The organism is Streptomyces sp. TLI_105, assembly GCF_900105415.1.
Taxonomy (GTDB): Bacteria; Actinomycetota; Actinomycetes; order Streptomycetales; family Streptomycetaceae; genus Streptomyces.
In genome coordinates, this window is sequence record NZ_FNSM01000002.1 from 271,994 (window position 1) to 289,318 (window position 17,325).

A 17,325-nucleotide genomic window follows, 5' to 3' on the forward strand; every position below is an offset into this window, starting at 1 on the left:
CTCCCGAAAGAGCGAAACGGACATCAGGCCACGTACCGCCCTCTGAGAGGCCAATGGGCCATCGAATCCCAGCATTTCGTCAGAGACGTGACCTTCGGCGAAGACGCCAGCCGGGCCCGCACCGGCAGCCTTCCCCGAGCCCTCGCCACCTTCCGCAGCCTGGCGATCAGCCTCGCCCACCTCGCCGGATGGAACACCAACGCCGCCGCACACGACCACTACCGAAACCGCCCGGCCGACGCCCTCCGCGAGATCGGTCTCACGGGCTGAGCACGCATCACGCCTGCCGCGCCCTCCAGTCCGTCCAGTTCTTGACGATACCGGCGTCGAGTCACGCCCGACGTGGTCGAGTTGCGCTGCGACACGCTGCTATTACTGTGGAATTAGGGAGTTCGCCGCCGGAGCGTCGCAGAGGATGCAAAGCGGGCCTACCGATCGCAGCGCGCCCCGTAAGGCATGGGATTCCACTGAGGCCTCAGATCCATCCGCCGAGTCGTTCACAGTCAATCACAGACGGCACGGCCGCTTGCTTTTCTCCCGCTGGATCCGGCCGAGCGCTGATCAATCGCGATACGTGGAGGGCGTGAAAGAGATGGCACAGAAATTCACGGAGCTGGTGCTGAAGATTGCAGAGGACCCAAGTACGCCGTGAAGGTCGGCCAGGCAGCGACGTGAGACCCAGTCAGAAGCACCACGCGCCGGACGGGTTACCCCAAGGGGATTATCATGAGCATTTGCCGTGCGCCCAGCGAAGCATACGAGGGCTCGCCCGACACGGTAGAGCGCAGGATGATCTCACTGTTTGGAGACGTGGCAGAACGCATCATCAAGAAGCACTACTGCAAAGAAAAGGGTGGCTGCCAAGAATTCCTCAAACTGGGGACTCTTCAGACCAACTTCTTCGATGTGGGCATGGGGTTCCATCGGTGCGATCACCTCCTGGCATACCTTCAGATACACAACCCGTTCCTCACGAAGGATGTTCGCGCCCCATGCCTGGCCAAAAAACAACCGGGCGACCCGCATTTTCCGGTGCCCGACATCATCACTTCGGCCCCGTCGCCGATGGCCGAGTACGCGAATTCCAGCAACGCGTCGACATAGCGGTCGATGGCATCGTCGGACCCCAGACATGGGGCCGCCTGACGCAGTAACGGACTCAGTCAGGCTCAGGCCACCGAACGGCTGACGTCAGGAATGCCTGGTAATGCAAGTCGCAGTGGAGGAATCATGACGAGCAACGGCTTCGCGGCGGTCTGGCGACTGGGTGACGGCACTCAGTGGGCGCACTGGGATATGTCCGAGAACGAGTTTAAACAGAAGGACTCCGAGTACTTCCCACAAGGGCTCCGCATCACCTCACTCATAATCGAAGAAGGCCGTTTCGCCGCCGTCTGGCAACCAGGCAACGGCACTCAATGGGTGCACTGGGGCATGTCCGAGAACGAGTTTAAACAGAAGGACTCCGAGTACTTCCCACAAGGGCTCCGCATCACCTCACTCATAATCGAAGAAGGCCGTTTCGCCGCCGTCTGGCAACCAGGCAACGGCACTCAGTGGGAGCACTTCGGCACTCCCACACTTTCTCAGGGGTCTCAGGGTGAAGCGGTGCGGAAGCTGCAGCATCTGCTGAACGAGCACGTCCCCGATCTGCCGTCTCTGGCCGTGGACGGGGATTTCGGGCCTGCGACGGATGCCCGGGTGCAGGAGTACCAGCGGCGTGTCGAAATCACCGTCGACGGCGTGGTGGGCCCGCAGACCTGGGGGATGCTCTCCGGCGGCGAGCAGTCGGAGGAAGCCGCTGCGGGCACTCCTACCCTGCAACAGGGCTCTCACGGGCCGGCCGTACGAAAGCTCCAGCGGCTGCTCAACGATCACCTTCCGGACCTGCAGCTCGTGGTCGACGGCCGATTCGGCCCCGTCACCGATGGCCGAGTACGCGAATTCCAGCAACGCGTCGACATAGCGGTCGATGGCATCGTCGGACCCCAGACATGGGGCCGCCTGACGCCTCAGTGGGTGCACTGGGATATGTCCGAGAACGAGTTTAAGCAGAAGGACTCCGAGTACTTCCCACAAGGGCTCCGCATCACCTCACTCATAATCGAAGAAGGCCGTTTCGCCGCCGTCTGGCAACCAGGCAACGGCACTCAATGGGTGCACTGGGGCATGTCCGAGAACGAGTTTAAGCAGAAGGACTCGGAGTACTTCCCACAAGGGCTCCGCATCACCTCACTCATAATCGAAGAAGGCCGTTTCGCCGCCGTCTGGCAACCAGGCAACGGCACTCAATGGGTGCGCTGGGGCATGTCAGAGAACGAATTCAAGGATAGGGATTCCTTCTATTTTTCCGACAGGCTTCGCATTAACCCGCTTTCCTGTGCTAGGCGCCACCCGCCTCAGTCGGCGGCAGGGGGTACGTTGCATTTCCGAAGCAACCTTCGTGACGCTAGCGGAGTCCTTAGGGTGCATGAGGGGGAAGTGTCGACTTCAACAGAACAACCTATACCGATTGGCGACATCAAGTTCCATGGAGAGAGTATCACCTATGAATACAGGGCAGTCGACGAGACTGGAACGCTGAGAGCGCGGGTGGGAGAGGTCAGCGTTACGGCGAACGGACGCCTACAGGTTGGAATTGCGAAATTCGGTGGTTCGTTTGATGGCGAAAAACTTACAGCCAAGGGATACGCAGAAGTCACTACAGCCAGAGTGGACGCCTCGTTCTCCGTCGATGCCCCAGTTATTTCGGCCGGAGGTATCGGACATGCTGAAGGCCCTGCAGCCCACACGGGCGTGGAGATTGGACCGGACGGAATCGGTGCGGAGGCTGGCGCGAGTGCGGGTGAGCTGGGAGGACAAGTCTCTGTCTCGATCGGGGGTAAGTCTTACGGTCTCGGCGGTGAGATCGGACTCAAGGCGGAAGTAGGTATCCATTGGGGTACCACAAGCACGATCAAATTGCCCGTCCTAACGATTACCGGGCCCAATCCTCTGGCCGGCGTAACTTCGTTCGCGGCTGGCGCGGTCAGCAACTTGCTGCAGGATCCACTAGGGACTGCGGGTGACACCCTCAACGACATACTGGACGCCGGCAAACACGCGGTAGAAGACGCTGGTCAGGCGATTAAAAAATTCGGTAATACACTTTGGAACGCCTTCGATTTGTGAAAGGTGGGGAGTGAAGTCGCTCCTCGAGCTCGCAGACCAGGTCGCAGGTACGGCGGGCGGGGTCGATCAGGCGTTGGTGGAAGTCGGAGCCGAGGTCTCAGTAGTGAGCGTCGGAGTCGTTGTTCAGCCGTGATGCTGCGTGGGCGGCAGCGGGATGCCGTAACGCCCGAAGAGCTCTCGGAAGAAGCCGGCAACTACCCGAGGACCGGCGTTCTGGTCGAGCTCGTGGCCGCCGAAGCGGTAGACCTCGTAGCCGGAAAGCTTCAACTGCCGATCTTCCGACACCATCTGGGCATACAGCTCGGGGTTCGCCTTGCCGTTGGCCGAGTAGTGCTGTTGGCCGTCGACCTCCAGGACCAGGCGCACCCTGTGGGGCAGCAGCAGGAGGAAGTCCATGCGCTGCCTTGCCAAAGGGCCTGGCGTGGTCCCGTCCTTTGCGGTGTAGGGGTCGTTGTGGAGATACACCTCTTTCGGGAGGGGGGAAGCGCGCCGGCTGCGGCGTCGCCGGGGGGGCTACGGCCGCGGCTGGGTGAACAAACCTTGCTCGGTCTCGACCAGGATTCTGCGCTCGGTCAGCCGTTTGAGCTTCAGGCGGGTGTTGTTGATGTTGTTGGGCGCGATCTCCAGATCCATCGCCTCGCAGACCGCCCGAGCCCGCAGCGGGGTGTCGGCCGCGGCGAACACCGCCATGATCTGCCGGTAGGCCGGATGGTCCGGCAGCTCCGCGGCCGGCGGCGTCGGCGGGGACGGATCAGGCAGCGCCAGCAGGGTCTTGCGGGTGATGCGGACCTCCTCGGCGATGCGGTCGAACTCCTCCAGCTGCGCGCTGAGTTCCGCGATGCGTCCCCGCGTGGCCTCGGCCTGCGCGGCGATCTCGCGCTCTTGCTCCTCCAGGCGCGCCAGCACCGCTCCCAAGGTCAGCTCGCTGTTGCTCACGCGCCGCGCCAGGTGGGGGTGGAGGTCGCGGTGAGCATCCGGGCCATCCGGTCGCTTATGGCCCAGTACACCCTCGACTCGGCGGAGGCGGGCCGGTGCTCGTAGTCCCGTACCAGCCTGTGGTGCAGCATCATGATCCCGTTCATCTGTTCCACCACCCACCTCTTGGGCTGGGGGACGAACCCGCTGGCTGCCGGGTTGCGCTCGACGACTTCGACGTCGATGCCCACCTTCTGCCCGTGGTCGATGACGGCGGTCTTGAACCCCTGCTCCACCAGGGCCTTTTGCACCGTGTCGGTGCCGGCGGCGACCTTGTCCAGCAAGGCGATGCCGGCGGCGTTGTCGTGCGCGGACGCGGCCAGCACCGCCACCGCGATCACCAGACCGAGAACATCAACTGCCAGGCCGCGCTTGCGGCCTGGGACTTTTTTTGCCGCGTCCCTTCCGGTGGTGTCGGCGGGCACCCCGACGGCCGCGTGCAGGCTCTGGGTGTCGAGCACCACCAGGCTCGGGTCGGCCTTGCGCCCCCGGCTCTCGCGGACCTGCCAGCGCAGCAGGTCGTGGATGGTGTGGTCGGTGCCGTCGTCGCGCCACTTGTAGAAGTAGTACTTCACCGCTCCGACCGGTGGTAGATCGTGGGGGAGGTAGTCCCACTGGCAGCCGGTACGGGACTGGTAGAGCAGGGCATTGACGATCTCCCGCATCTCGTAGGCGCCTTGGTGGCCGCTGACGGAGGGATGCTGAGCCTTCCAGGAGGCGATGACGGGCTCGATCAAGGCCCACCGCTCGTCGGACAAGTCGCTCTTGTAGGGCTGGCGGTCGCTCACGAGGAACACTCCAGCACGAGAGGACTCCCCGGTCAGTCCCGATACGCCTGTGCCACACGTTCCAGCGACAACAAAGGCGGCATCACGTCACATACCGCCCTCTCGCACCCGGTCGTGTCCGTCGACGATTTCGCTCCGTCCAGGCAGCAACGGGCACCCCGGCCAGGCCGCCAAAACCCTGTGGCCACTCTCCAGGCCGCCCCCCGAGGCACCCGCACAGGCCCCGCACCCCGCCATCCAGCAACCAAAACAACCAGATAAACGCCATCAGGGATAAAAGCGAAGCTTAGGCAGTGAACAACTGCTCGACGGCGGTTGCCTGTGTTCCGTAGCGCTCGTTCGACGCTTCCAGGACGGCCGCCTTCAGGATGTCGGGCTTCACGTCGGCAACGCTCCGCGGCGAGGACACACCCGGCGTATGCTCGTAGTTCCAGACGATAACGTCCAGGAAGACTGGCGCCTTAAACCCTCGCCCCCATGCCAGAAGCGCCTGGGCGATCGCCGGATAGGGTGTGAAGTCCGGGTTGGTGAGCCATTCCCGCAGATTGGTCTCCGAAACGCTGAAGTCCACGCCCATGGCAGCCAGCGCTTGGATGACAGCGGAAGGCGTTGTCGGTGGCAGATGGCCCGTCGGGGCGGGGTGGGAGAGCTTGATCGTACGGTCCACGATATATCCGAGCGCGGGCAGTGAATTGGCGTTATCGTCCAGACTGTTCTGGAAAACCACCACAAATTGCTGCCCAGTACCCAAGCTCTCGACCACCGCAGCCTCGGAAACCACCTTGATGCCGGTCTTCAGCGGAGCGTAGCCGACCTTGGACTCGACTACCCCGAAATCCCGTGGCGGGAGGACCGGCCGCCGGGCGAAGTCCAGAAACGAGATGTCGTCGCCGCCGCCTGCGGACGTGGCGAGGAGCGCGTGCATGAAGTTTGAACTGTCGGGATCCACGAGGGTGCGGCGGATGATGTGCGCGTAGAGGTTCGCCATGTCGAAGCAGGTCGACGCCTGCGCGACCTTGCCGTCGTTCACACTCGGAATGAGTACGGGAGGCAACGAACCCGTGAAGGTTCCGGCCAGCCAAATACCCGTGGCGGCTGGCGGGAAGAAGAAGCCGCCAGCCTTCAGCGCACCATTGATCCAACTGTAACCGAGCGCCTGGATGACCGCGGCCGCAGTCTCGTTCGTCCCCTTGATGATCATCTTATTTAGTTTGTCCTGGAAGCCAGGTTGAAACGAGCAGGCCAACGCACCGGCTGCGGGAGTCGTGGCGAAGATTTGCTCGTACTTCGGCAACCGCTGCGCCCGGGTGAGGCCCGGTGCGTGGGCAATGGCTGGCACCGACGCGTCGATCACTCCATCGAACTCGCTTCGCAACCGCGTGAACAGCTTCTGCGGGGTCGTCACCTCTCTGGCCACCGCATTGACACTCCGCCGGAGTTCGTACGCCGCGTACAGCGCGCCAATCTTGGCCAGGCTGGCAGTGAAATAGCTATCTCCGTAGTGCAGCCCGGCGTGCCGGAAGCCCAGTCCATCCGGCATTTGGTCGACCGCCACGAAGGAGATTGCCGTCCGGAAGGGGTGGGCTAGGCCGGGATACTCCGTCAGCGCCTCGCTCACGGCGGTGCTGAGCGCTGTCTGCAGAGCGGGGTCGTCACCCAGCAGCGTGGGATAGGGCGTGGGGAAGGGGTTCACCTAGTCAGGATCAGCCTGGCTGTCAGGGACCGCACGCGGTAGGGGGCGAACAGGTGAGGCCCGGGGCATGTCCGGCACGGATGCCTGTTTGGCGTGCTCGCACCATCACCCCTGGTGACGGACGGACAGTGAGCGTTGTTCATCCTGAACGTGCTGGTCAGGGGGCTTGTGTGGGTTCGTTGTCCGGTCCTCGTGCTGGTGGTGGGGGGTTGTCTGCGATGAAGATCGTTTGTCAGCGGGCGATCTCGGTATCGAGAACGGTGATCCACCTCTCGGCGTTCTCTCCGAGGCCACCACCTACAACTTCACCGCCGATGGCCGCCCTGGCTTCCTCCCGTGAACCCCATCGATTCCACGATCTACAGGGCCCGCGCTGCCGCAACGAAGGCTCTGGTGCCCGAGTAGAACCGCTACGTTTACAGGCGCGGGCAAATCACGCAACCGCCTTCCCCCGGCCAAACTCGCGGACGGCAGGGCCCTGGGCTCAACCTTGCCCTGAGGCCGCCACCACCGCCTCACAGCTGCCACGGGGCCAGCAGACCGCACCCGCAGGGCCGCCTCCTGCGACACCACCCCTTAGACCGTGTCCTATGTGGTGAGGCGGAGGAGTCGTTTGTAGCAACAGATGGCTGCGGCGAGACCGAGGAAGGCCAGGTAGTTGCGGGGGTGTCGTTCGTAGCGGTGGTTGAGCCGGCGGTAGCCGGTCAGCCAGGACATGGTCCGCTCGATGACCCATCGGCGGCGGCCAAGGCGTTCGGACGATTCGATGCTCTTGCGGGCGATGCGGACGCCAATACGTTTGCCGCGGAGCCATTTCCGCAGTTCAGGGATGTCGTAGGCCTTGTCGGCATGCAGGCGCTGGGGCTTGAAGTGACGGCCGCGGTGGGGGTCGTGTCTCGTTTGGTGGCCGAGCACCATAGGCTTCAGGGCCTGGCTGTCGTGGGTGTTGGCGGCCGAGAGGCCGACGAGGAGGGGCAGGCCGTTCGCGTCCGACAGGACGTGCATCTTGGAACCCGGCTTACCCCGGTCCACGGGGCTCGGGCCGGTGAGTTCGCCCCTTTTTTGGCCCGGACGTGGGCGGAGTCGAGGACGGCGCGGGACAGGTCGAGCAGGCCGGCGTCGTCGAGGCGGTGGAGGATCTCCTCGTGCAGTCGGCCCCAGACTCCTGCACGCGACCAGATCAGGAACCGGCGGTGGGCGGTCGACTTCGATATCCCGAAGCACGGTGGCAAGGCCCGCCAGGCGCAACCACTGACTAGGACGTAGATGATCGCGGCGAACAGCGTCTCATCAGGCGTGTCCGGCGTTCCACCGCCCTGTGGTCGCACCCTCGACGGTGGGATCAGCGGCTTCGCGATTTCCCACAACCCGTCCGGAACAATCCAACTCCACATGCCCCGCCCCATGCCGTGCCCAACGACCGCCTCACCACATAGGACACGGTCTAAGAGGTCCTAGGCGGTGTCTTCAAATGGGTCGGAGCCAGAGGAGGAGGGATGCGATGGTGACGGCTGCCTGGTAGGACTCGCGGGTTTTGTCGTAGCGAGTGGCGATCGCGCGGAACTGTTTCAGGCGGTTGAAGCAGCGTTCGACGACGTTGCGGTTCTTGTAGATCTGCTTGTCGAAGACGGGTGGCCTGCCTCCACCGCGGCCACGTCGGGAGCGGTGGGCACGCTGGTCGCGGCGTTCGGGGATAGTGTGGCCGATCCCGCGTTTGCGCAGGTAGGCGCGTATTTTGCGGGAGCTGTATCCCTTGTCGCCCAGGACGTGGTCGGGGCGGGTCCGGGGCTGGCCGGGCCCGGACCGCCGGACCTTGATGGTCTTCATGACCTCTTCGAAGTACGTGCAGTCGGCGGCGTTGCCGCCGGTGAGGACGAAGCCGAGCGGCCGGCCGCGGCCGTCGCAGGCGAGGTGGATTTTCGTCGTCAGCCCACCTCGGGATCGACCGAGGGCGTGATCACATACTTCGTCCCCCTGCCCTGCCCCTTTTTGCGAGCACCGGCCGCATGTTGATGGGCCCGCGCGACTGTGGAGTCGACCGACACCAGCCAGTCGATGTCACCGGCCGCATCCCTTTCCGCCTGGACCGCCGCCAGCATCCGCGTGAACGTTCCATCTAGCGCCCACCTGCGGAAACGCGTATACAAAGTGCGCCAAGGCCCGTATCGCTCGGGCACATCACGCCACGCTGTTCCCGTCCGTAGCTTCCAGACGATCCCGTTCAGTACCCGCCTGTCATCGAGCCGTGGCCGTCCCGACGACGCCTGCGGCAACAGCGCGGACAACGCTTTCCACTCAAGATCTGACAGCTCATGACGACGCACCATGCACTACATGGTCCGCCATCAGAACCCTTTGAAGACACTGCCTAGGGCACAACAATCATGCGAGCAGCGCGTGGCGTCGTGTTCCCTGACGTCACGCGGGTGAGTATGTACGGACCCAGCCCTCTTCCCGCACCGAGGCGATGCGATGTCCGACCGCACCGGCCCTGTCCGTCCCGAGAACGTCGCGCCAAGGTGGATCTCGCGGCACCGGCCGCCGGAGCAGTCGCTGTTCAGCGGCATCTACGGACTGGTGCTGGCCAGCGCCCTGGTGGCCGCGTTGGACGCGACGGGCGAGAAGGCCGATCCCGGTTCGGACGCACTGTGGGTACTGCTCACCGCGCTGGCGTCAGGCACCGCCCACGGGTACGCGCACGTCATCGCCCAGCGTGCGTCCGTCGACCGGGCAGCCACCACCAGCAGACTGCGGTTGGTGCTCGCCGAGTGGCCCCTGGTCGCCGCCGTGCTGCCCACGGTGGGGATGCTGCTTGCCGCGGTAGCCGGGTGGTGGGCAGAGGCCACGGCTGTGGACGCGGCCCTGCTGTTCAACACCGTCGCCTTGTTCGGCTGGGGCACCTGGGCCGCCCACACCGCCGGGCACGGATGGCCGTCCTCGTGCCGGGCAGGGGGCCTGGACATGCTGATCGGCCTGGTGATCATTATCGCGAATGCCCTGATCAAGTAGCCAGGCCGTCGGGTGCCATGTCGGTGAGAAAGGCCGCGAGTCCTTGAGCCTTTTCCAGCCTGATGCGTGTGCTGGCGGGAGGAGCCTACGGGCAGCCTCCAGAGATCTCGGACAGTCATGGAGCTCCTGGCCAGGAGCTCCATGGCAACTGTGAGGACCAGACCGGCACCGCGGCGCTGAACAGCACGGATGCCAGGTTGGAAACGGCTCACTGTTGCGCCACGGCCCCCGCCCTCTGCGGGCCGGGCGGTACAGCCCGCAGAGCGCGCGATTCTGGCCCCCGCCGCACTTCTTGAGGCAAGCCCGTGATCAGCATCGACGGCCGTGACGTGCTGCCCCGTCACGGGGGGGCTGGTGTTCTGTGAGCCGGCTCTGGGTCTGCGGCTGCTGCTTCTGGTTGCCCTGCCGATGTCATGCCGGAAGCCACGTGGCGAGTTCCTCCTCGGTGTAGCGCCGGCCGCGGCCGGCGGGGTCGTCGCAGCCTTCGGGGAGGTGGATTCCTCGCTGGCGGGACTGCTTGAAGTACTGGCGCATCGTCGCCGCTTTCCACGGCACGGTTCCCCGCTGGTGGGCCTCGTCCAGGAAGTAGCGGGCAGGCCCGTCTGTTTCCCCCGTGCTGGGAGCAGGATGTGAGTCGGCGGGCTGCGGAGGGAGCGGGCGCAACGGCGGCACGACGGGGGCCTGCCCGCATGCGTGCGGGCGTTCCTGGATGACGGTCGGCTCCATTTTCGCCAGGACTTTTGCGAGTGCGGGGCCGGGGGCACCGGCGGTGATCGCCTGTGCTGTCAGTTCGGACACGAGCGCGCCGGCGTTGCGCAGGGCGGCTGCTTTGGTGTTGCGGGTCTGCACCGCCTCCGGCAGCTCTTTCAGAAGACGGGTCCATTCCACGCTCCTCCAACGTCCTTGCGGGGCCGGGGTGGCGGCAGAGGCTCGGGGGAGCGTGGCCCGGTGCGATCCGGTCCGGCCCATCGTGGGCAGTGAAGCCTCCCGGGGCCTGGTCGGCGAGGCCCCGGGTTCGGGACGGGGCGGCGCGGGGCGGTGGTAAGCGGTACTCACCATCGGTGAGCAAGGCTCCCTGGCCCTGAGAGGCTCTCACCTCTTTTTCCCAGGTGAACGGCCTTGCTGAAAGGGCGTGGTGAGTTCGCGTTTACCACGGGGCCGGCCCCGTCCGCGGCTGGCAGTCGCGCTCCCGCCGTCCTCCCGGTTCGGGGGCTGCAGCAGCTTCCGCCCTGCTCACGCCACTACCCCTAGACAATCGAATGGATTTACCGCTCTGCCTTGCCTAGCTGGTCTTTTACTTGAAGATCTTCAAATCCAACTATAAATTCAAGGTTAAAACTGGTAGGTTTTTCCTGGAGGTGAGCCATGTCGATGGACCCGAAGAAGGATCCGCGGGAAGAGGCCCTGTTCAGGGCCGTGGAGGAGTTGCTGGCGGGTGGGCCGGTGTTCCCCGAGCCTGCCGAACGGTCGCGTCTGCGTGAGGCGGCCGGTGTCACGCAGGCTGGCCTCGCTCGCGTCCTGGAGACCTCGACGCAGACGGTGAAGAACTGGGAGTCGGGCCGCAGCGAGCCGCGGCCGCCGCGCCGCGCCCCGTACCTGGCGCTGCTGGAGGGCTGGGCGAAGAAGTACCCCGCACCCCGCACGGCAGGCGCTCCGGCCACCGATTCTCCGGCACCGCCGGCTCCGGCCGCAGTTCCTCCGGAAACCCCCTCGGAGCAGCCGGTCGTGGCCGCCGCTCCCCGGCCGAGCACCACCCGCCCGACGTCGGCACCGAGGCGTCCGACGGCCACCGCGAGAAAGACACCGGCGAAGCCGGCGGCCGCCGGGGCCGATCCCCGGTTCGCCAACGGCCCGCTCGCTGTCATCACGGTGGAGGACGGCGCGGTCTTCGCCTACTGCGTCGGCGGCCTGGTCCTCGACGTCCCCGCGACGAGTCTGCCCGCGCTGGTGGAGTGGACGCTGGCCGAGGCCCGTCTCGGCGCGCCCCGCCTGGACGGCTCGGGCCGGGACGCGGACCCCCTGCTCGTCCTGACCCCGGCCGCACTCGGCTACTACGGCCTGCCGGTCGAGCTGACCGACGAGGAGCGGCTCGCCGGCCGCCTGCCCGCCGACCACAAGGCGATCGCCCAGATCGAGGCCGCCGAGTGGCAGCTGACCCGGCGGGGGCTGGGCCCGTGGGCGCGGATCTACCGCCCCGCGCAGGGCGGCCGCCGCCTGTGCGTCCAGCTGTGCATCCCGTCCTGGAGAGCGCTGGACGTACGGTCCTGGGGGCATGCCGCCGAGCTGCCGCCGGCGGAACTCGCCCGCGTGCTGGGCCTGTACGCCTCGCGGGTGATCACTCCGCGCGGCTCGACCGCGGTGACGGGCCTGGAGCTGATGACCTCGCTGCACCCGCCGACCCGCGCGTCGGCCGCGGACGCCGAGGGCCGTCGGCACAGCGTCCACAACCCGGGCTCGCTCGGGAAGGACCCGATGGACCCGCCGCCGTGCGAAGCGGTCGACGGCCACCCGGTTCTTGCGGATCTGCCCCGGTTTCACGTCCGCGGCCCTGAGGAGAAGGTTTTCGAGGAGGCGTTCGACTGGGCGCGGGAGCTCACGGACGCGGAGTGCATGGCGCCGCACCTGGTCGGCATCGACGTCAACATGGCCTTCGGTGCCGGGGCCAATGGCGCGGTCGTGGGCCTGGCGACGCCACCCGTTCACGTCCCCCGCCCTGCCTTCGACCCGGCCGTGCCCGGTTCCTGGCTGGTCGACCTGTCCCACGTCGACCTCTCCCGGGTCCTGGTCGGCAAACAGTGGACCCAGCTGAAGGGCGAGCTGCTGCCCAGTCCGTTCACCCCGAGTGGCGAAACCCCGACGGGCCCGGCCTGGTACGCGACTCCCACCGTCGCCTACGCCGTCGAGCTCGGCTACGACGTCACTCCCATCGAGGCGTGGCTGCGCCCGGACGCGGGCCGCTACCTGGACGCCTGGTACAAGCGCCTGCGGGATGCTTACATCGCGACGATGGCCGATCTCGGCGTGGGCGAGAAGCTCAGCCCGGCCGAGTACCTGGCCGCGATGGACGGCTACAAGCACCGTGATCCGGAGGCGGCGATCGTGCTGGACGCCATCAAGGGCACCGTGAAGTTCGGCCTCGGCAAGCTCAGGGAGAAGGCGCGCGGCGGGAACTGGCGGCCGGGCCAGCCCTGGCCGGCGCTCGCCCGTCCGACGTGGCGCCCGGACATCCGCGACACCGTCATCTCCCGGACCCGCACCGGGATGCACCGCAAGATGGTCGCGCTCGCGGCCGCGACCGGCCGCTACCCGGTCGCCGTCCTGTCCGACTGCGCGGTCTACGCCGCCCAGGGCCCCTCCCCGCTCGACGTCCTGCCCTACACCGCCGCCGGCAAGACGATCCCCGGCTCCTTCCGGATCGGGGTGTCCCCGGGGATGGTCAAGCACGAGGGCACCCGGACCCCGCTGTGGGCCGAACAGCTGCGTGAGCAGACCCAGGACCCGCTGCTGAACCTGGCCCGCTACATCAAGACCGGCGGCACGACCGGCCCGGACTCGGGGGAGTAGACCATGGTGATCAAGTCGGTCGGCGAGGGCCTGGACCGCGTCCTGGACAAGGCACTCACCCGCCCCGTCCCGAAGACGGCAGGCGCGCAGGTGCGCTTCCTGGTCAAGCAGCTCAAGGGCACCCGGGCGGTCGCCGGGCTCCTCGGCATCTCCCAGCGCACCGTGGAGCGGTACGTGAAGGGCCAGATCAAGAAGCCGCGCCCCCAGCTCGCCGCCCTGATCCAGGGGGAGGCGAGCAAGCGGTGGCAGCCGAAGGTGAAAGAGAAGGCGAAGAAGGCGGCAGCCAGCACGAACGGCCTGATGATCGACGTCCGCGCCAGCCTCGGCTACGAAGCCCCGGCCGGCACCACCGACGAAGCCCGTGAACGCCACCTGACCCTCGCGCTTCCCCCACGCCACGCCGAGCGGATCTTCGCGGCACAGGAGCGCGGCGGGGAGCAGCAGATGCGACAGGCGGTCGCGGACGCGCTGAAAGAGGTGTACTTCCAGCAACGCGGCACCCGGGCGGCGAGCCTGGAGGAAGTGCGCATGCTGAACGTCGAGCACATCGAGTTCGACCTGTGACCAGGACGGGTGATGCCGCCTCCGGAGCTGCCCGCCCGGAGGCCGCCGTTGAAAGGGACCGCAGACGATGAGCATCTGGAGCGCGGCGGACATCGCCCGGGACTCCCTCCGTCGGCAGGCGGCAGGCCTGAACGTCGAGCAGGTCGCGGAGAAGGTCGCTGAGGCGGCGCAGCGCGAGCGGGAAACCGCCCGTGACGCCCTCCGTGGCATCAGCTCCGGAACCGGCCTGGTGGACGTCGATCCGCAGCGGCTGGCCGAGACGTGGGCGGCCAAGCACACCGAATGGCGCCGGATCCAGGACCTGCTCGCGGCGGCCGGCTCCGGCGTCTACGACCCGGATGCCGATACGGTCGGCACCGGCTGGGACCGCGAGCGGGCCACCTACCGGGCGCAGCGGCTCGCGGCCGCCGAGGAGCACCGGGCCCGCCGCCGCGAGGAGGCGTCCGCCGTCACCCCGCAGCTGTGGCTGAGTGCCGCGCAGGCCGCCCCGGTCCGGCATGCCTCCGCCCGCACCGGCCTGACGCTGGAGCAGATCCTCACGCAGCTCGCCGCCCGTATCGAGACCGGCCCCGACGGGACACTGTCCGTGCCGCCGTTCCACCCCGACCACATTTGACCCGCACCACCCTGGCCGAAGGAGACAAGGGCACGTGAGCGCGATTCAGCTGCGCGAACACCAGACGGCCGGCCTGGCCGCGATCCGGTCGTGGACCGGCTGGCCGCACCTCAAGGTGCCCGGGCAGGCGGGGGAGCGGGCGACGTTCGTCTCGGCGACCGGCTCCGGCAAGACCATCACGGCCGCCGCAGCGGCCCGCCAGTTCTTCCCCCAGGGTCGGATCCTGGTCATGGTCCCCACCCTCGACCTTCTGGTGCAGACCGCCGCCGCCTGGCGCCACGTCGGCCACAGAGCACCGATGGCCGCCGTCTGCTCCCTCGGCGGTGACGACATCCTCGACAGCCTCGGCGTGCGCACCACGACCAACCCCATCCAGCTCGCCCTGTGGGCGGGCACCGGCCCCGTGATCGTGTTCGCGACGTACGCCTCCCTCGTCGACCGCGACGACCCCCAGGACATCACCGGCCGCCGCAAGGTCCGCGGACCGCTGGAAGCGGCCCTCGCCGGCGGGGAGCGGCTCTACGGCCAGAAGATGGACCCCTTCGACCTGGCGGTCATCGACGAGGCCCACGGCACCGCCGGCGGTGCCGCCCGTCCCTGGGCCGCGATCCACGACAACACCCGCATCCCGGCCGCCTTCCGGCTCTACATGACCGCCACCCCCCGCATCCTCGCCGCCCCCCGCCCCGGGCAGGGCGGCGAGGAGGCCGTGGTCGCCTCGATGGCCAGCGACCCGGACGGCACCTACGGGGAATGGATCCACGAGCTCGGCCTGTCGGAGGCGATCTCCCGGGAGATCCTCGCCGGCTTCGAGATCGACGTCCTGGAGATCCGCGACCCCGACCCCGTCCTCGGCCTCTCCGAAGAATCGCTGCGCGGCCGGCGTCTCGCGCTGCTCCAGGCCGCGCTGCTGGAGCACGCCGCCCAGCACAACCTCAAGACCGTCATGACCTTCCACCACCGGGTCGAGGAGGCCGAGGCCTTCGCCGCCAAGCTCCCCGAGACCTCGGCCGAGCTGTACGCCACCGAACCCGGTCCGGGCACCCTCGCCGACGCCGAGAAGCTGCCCGCCTCCTCGATCGACGCCCGCCTCTACGACCTCGAGCCCAGCCGCCACGTCCCACCGGACCGCGTCTGGGCCGCCTGGCTGTGCGGCGACCACCTCGTGGCCGAACGCCGCGAGACGATCCGCCAGTTCGCCAACGGCATCGACGCCGACGGCCGCCGGGTCCACCGCGCCTTCCTCGCCTCCGTGCGCGTCCTGGGCGAAGGCGTCGACATCACCGGTGAACGCGGAGTCGAGGCCATCTGCTTCGCCGACACCCGCGGATCCCAGGTCGAGATCGTCCAGAACATCGGCCGCGCGCTGCGGCCCAACCCCGACGGCACCGCCAAGACCGCCCGCGTCATCGTCCCGGTCTTCCTCCAGCCCGGCGAAGACCCGAAGGACATGGTCGCCTCCGCCTCCTACGCCCCCCTCGTCGCTGTCCTCAACGGCCTGCGCTCCCACTCCGAGCACATGGTCGCCGACCTCGCCTCCCGCGCCCTCACCCGCGGCGAGGAAAACCGCAAGATCCACGTCCACCGCGACGAGGAGGGCCGCATCATCCCCGCCGGCGTACCCGCGGGCGACGGAGACGAGCAGCAGGACGCCGAGACCGCCGCTCAGGCCGCCGCCGAATCCGCCCTCCTGCACTTCGCCACCCCCCGCGACCCGGCCACCATCGCCGCATTCCTGCGCGCCCGCGTCTACCGGCCCGAGTCCCTGGTCTGGCTGGAGGGCTACCAGGCCCTGCGCCGCTGGCGCGCCCAGCACCACATCACCGGCCTCGCCGCCGTCCCGTACGACACCGAGATCGAGCTCGGAGCGACGAAGACGTTCCCCCTCGGCCGATGGGTCCACCAGCAGCGCAAGAACCTGCGCGCCGGCACCCTGGAGCCCTACCGCAAGGAGCAGCTCGACGACGAGGGCATGGTCTGGGAGCCCGGCGAGGAAGCCTGGGAAACCAAGCTCGCCGCCCTGCGCTCCTTCCACCACACCCACGGCCACCTCGCCCCCCGCCAGAACGCCACCTGGGGCGACAACGACACCGACAGCATCGCGATCGGCCAGCTGATGGCCAACCTCCGCAAGACCGGCGGCCTGGGCAAGGACCCCGAACGCGCCGCCGCACGCGCAGCCCAGCTCACGGAGATCGACCCCGACTGGAACTGCCCCTGGCCGCTCGACTGGCAGCGCCACCACCGCGTCCTCGCCGTCCTCGCCGCCGACGAACCCGACGGTCGTCTCCCCGCCATCGCACCCGGCGTCGTCCTCGACAGCGACGACCTTGGCCGCTGGATCAACCGCCAGCAGCGCGCCTGGCCCGAGCTCTCCGACGAGCAGCGCCGCCGCCTGACCGCCCTCGGCATCAAGCCGACCGAGCAGCCCGCCGCCCCCGCCCCGGCCCGAACCGGCGGCGCCACGGGCAAGGCGGCGGCCAAATTCCAACTCGGCATCCAGGCCCTCGCCCAGTACACCGCGCGCGAAGGCACCGGCACCGCCCCCAGCCGCAGCCACGTCGAGGTCCTCCTCGTCGACGACCAGGAGCATGCGCACAAGCTCGGCATCTGGTACGCCAACGTCAAGCAACGCCGCGACAAGCTCGACCCCGACCAGCGCACCGCCCTCGCCAGCCTCGGCGTCGTCTGGGCCTGAACCTCTGCGGCGGGCCGGGGCAGCTGCCGTCAACTGCCGATCACCTTGTTCAACCCGAGGATGCCCGCGCCGCCAGCCCCGAGGCCGGCGAGCGCGGCGGCCGCCAGGCCGTGGTCCGAGAGGTACGTCAACCAGGCGACGGGCGCGCCGATGAGCCCGACCATGGTCACCACGATCGCCGCGCGAGCGGTGAGCAGGACCGGGCCGTCCTCGACGGCCCGGTGCACCCCCTGCCGGCCGGTGCCCG

Annotated in this window: 17 protein-coding genes; 8 read left to right on the forward strand and 9 right to left on the reverse strand. The window is 67.7% G+C overall.

Translation table 11 applies throughout. From position 1 onward, the window contains the following. The first annotated feature begins 87 nt into the window (after window positions 1–87). On the forward strand, window positions 88–270 hold the full coding sequence (locus tag BLW86_RS40585) for a hypothetical protein (RefSeq protein ID WP_093879304.1): 183 nt from the start codon (window positions 88–90) through the stop codon (window positions 268–270). 525 nt (window positions 271–795) lie between these two features. Here the strand turns inward: BLW86_RS40585 and BLW86_RS42510 are convergent. After that, window positions 796–960, reverse strand: coding sequence for a hypothetical protein (locus tag BLW86_RS42510; protein ID WP_177182005.1), 165 nt, complete (start codon window positions 958–960; stop codon window positions 796–798). A 32-nt stretch (window positions 961–992) separates the two neighbouring features. Between BLW86_RS42510 and BLW86_RS40590 the strand changes: the two genes are divergently transcribed. Together BLW86_RS40590 and BLW86_RS40595 are read left to right on the forward strand one after the other, a co-directional pair. Further along, complete coding sequence (locus tag BLW86_RS40590) at window positions 993–1,154, forward strand: peptidoglycan-binding domain-containing protein (protein ID WP_093879305.1); 162 nt, start codon at window positions 993–995, stop codon at window positions 1,152–1,154. Window positions 1,155–1,230: 76 nt separating this feature from the next. Beyond that, window positions 1,231–3,171: a peptidoglycan-binding protein gene (locus BLW86_RS40595; RefSeq protein WP_177182006.1), complete on the forward strand. Its 1,941-nt coding sequence runs from the start codon at window positions 1,231–1,233 to the stop codon at window positions 3,169–3,171. Window positions 3,172–3,294: 123 nt separating this feature from the next. Here BLW86_RS40595 and BLW86_RS40600 read toward each other — a convergent pair whose 3' ends face one another. The 6 genes from BLW86_RS40600 to BLW86_RS40625 all read right to left on the reverse strand — a co-directional run bounded on the left by BLW86_RS40600 (window position 3,295) and on the right by BLW86_RS40625 (window position 8,954). Next, complete coding sequence (locus BLW86_RS40600) at window positions 3,295–3,567, reverse strand: DUF559 domain-containing protein (RefSeq protein WP_093879307.1); 273 nt, start codon at window positions 3,565–3,567, stop codon at window positions 3,295–3,297. A 117-nt stretch (window positions 3,568–3,684) separates the two neighbouring features. After that, entirely contained in the window at window positions 3,685–4,107 is a 423-nt protein-coding gene (locus BLW86_RS40605; protein ID WP_093879303.1) for a hypothetical protein, read from the reverse strand. Beyond that, window positions 4,104–4,934 carry an IS5 family transposase gene (locus BLW86_RS40610; protein ID WP_093879345.1) on the reverse strand — a complete coding sequence of 277 codons (831 nt, stop codon included), beginning with the start codon at window positions 4,932–4,934 and terminating at the stop codon, window positions 4,104–4,106. The genes BLW86_RS40605 and BLW86_RS40610 overlap by 4 nt, the downstream gene beginning before the upstream one ends. 286 nt (window positions 4,935–5,220) lie before the next feature. Then, window positions 5,221–6,627, reverse strand: a complete 1,407-nt coding sequence (locus BLW86_RS43770; RefSeq protein ID WP_256341795.1) for a hypothetical protein — start codon at window positions 6,625–6,627, stop codon at window positions 5,221–5,223. A 588-nt stretch (window positions 6,628–7,215) separates the two neighbouring features. Then, window positions 7,216–8,033 (reverse strand): IS5 family transposase gene (locus BLW86_RS40620; protein ID WP_093879308.1). Its coding sequence is split into 2 segments (ribosomal slippage): window positions 7,216–7,685 and window positions 7,685–8,033, totalling 819 coding nucleotides; the frame shifts between segments, so codons are not numbered across the junction. 61 nt (window positions 8,034–8,094) lie between these two features. Next, window positions 8,095–8,954 (reverse strand): IS5 family transposase gene (locus BLW86_RS40625; protein ID WP_093879309.1). Its coding sequence is split into 2 segments (ribosomal slippage): window positions 8,095–8,606 and window positions 8,606–8,954, totalling 861 coding nucleotides; the frame shifts between segments, so codons are not numbered across the junction. 145 nt (window positions 8,955–9,099) lie between these two features. On the opposite strand from BLW86_RS40625, the gene BLW86_RS40630 reads away from it, so the two are divergent. After that, complete coding sequence (locus BLW86_RS40630) at window positions 9,100–9,636, forward strand: hypothetical protein (protein WP_093879310.1); 537 nt, start codon at window positions 9,100–9,102, stop codon at window positions 9,634–9,636. A gap of 411 nt (window positions 9,637–10,047) precedes the next feature. On the opposite strand, the gene BLW86_RS41725 is transcribed toward BLW86_RS40630, so the two are convergent. Continuing rightward, window positions 10,048–10,524, reverse strand: a complete 477-nt coding sequence (locus BLW86_RS41725; protein ID WP_143060375.1) for a hypothetical protein — start codon at window positions 10,522–10,524, stop codon at window positions 10,048–10,050. A gap of 477 nt (window positions 10,525–11,001) precedes the next feature. Here BLW86_RS41725 and BLW86_RS40635 point away from each other — a divergent pair, with 477 nt between their 5' ends. The 4 genes from BLW86_RS40635 (at window position 11,002) to BLW86_RS40650 (ending at window position 17,078) form a co-directional block, all read left to right on the forward strand. Beyond that, window positions 11,002–13,200 carry a telomere-associated protein Tap gene (locus tag BLW86_RS40635; RefSeq protein WP_256341796.1) on the forward strand — a complete coding sequence of 733 codons (2,199 nt, stop codon included), beginning with the start codon at window positions 11,002–11,004 and terminating at the stop codon, window positions 13,198–13,200. A 9-nt stretch (window positions 13,201–13,209) separates the two neighbouring features. Beyond that, window positions 13,210–13,764, forward strand: coding sequence for a telomere-protecting terminal protein Tpg (locus BLW86_RS40640; RefSeq protein WP_093879348.1), 555 nt, complete (start codon window positions 13,210–13,212; stop codon window positions 13,762–13,764). 67 nt (window positions 13,765–13,831) lie between these two features. Beyond that, a complete protein-coding gene (locus tag BLW86_RS40645) occupies window positions 13,832–14,380 on the forward strand; it encodes a hypothetical protein (RefSeq protein WP_256341797.1) in 549 nt (182 codons plus the stop codon). A gap of 34 nt (window positions 14,381–14,414) precedes the next feature. After that, a complete protein-coding gene (locus tag BLW86_RS40650; RefSeq protein ID WP_093879311.1) occupies window positions 14,415–17,078 on the forward strand; it encodes a DEAD/DEAH box helicase in 2,664 nt (887 codons plus the stop codon). 29 nt (window positions 17,079–17,107) lie between these two features. On the opposite strand, the gene BLW86_RS42515 is transcribed toward BLW86_RS40650, so the two are convergent. Beyond that, window positions 17,108–17,325: hypothetical protein (locus BLW86_RS42515; protein ID WP_177182007.1), on the reverse strand; the 218-nt coding region annotated here is incomplete at its 5' end.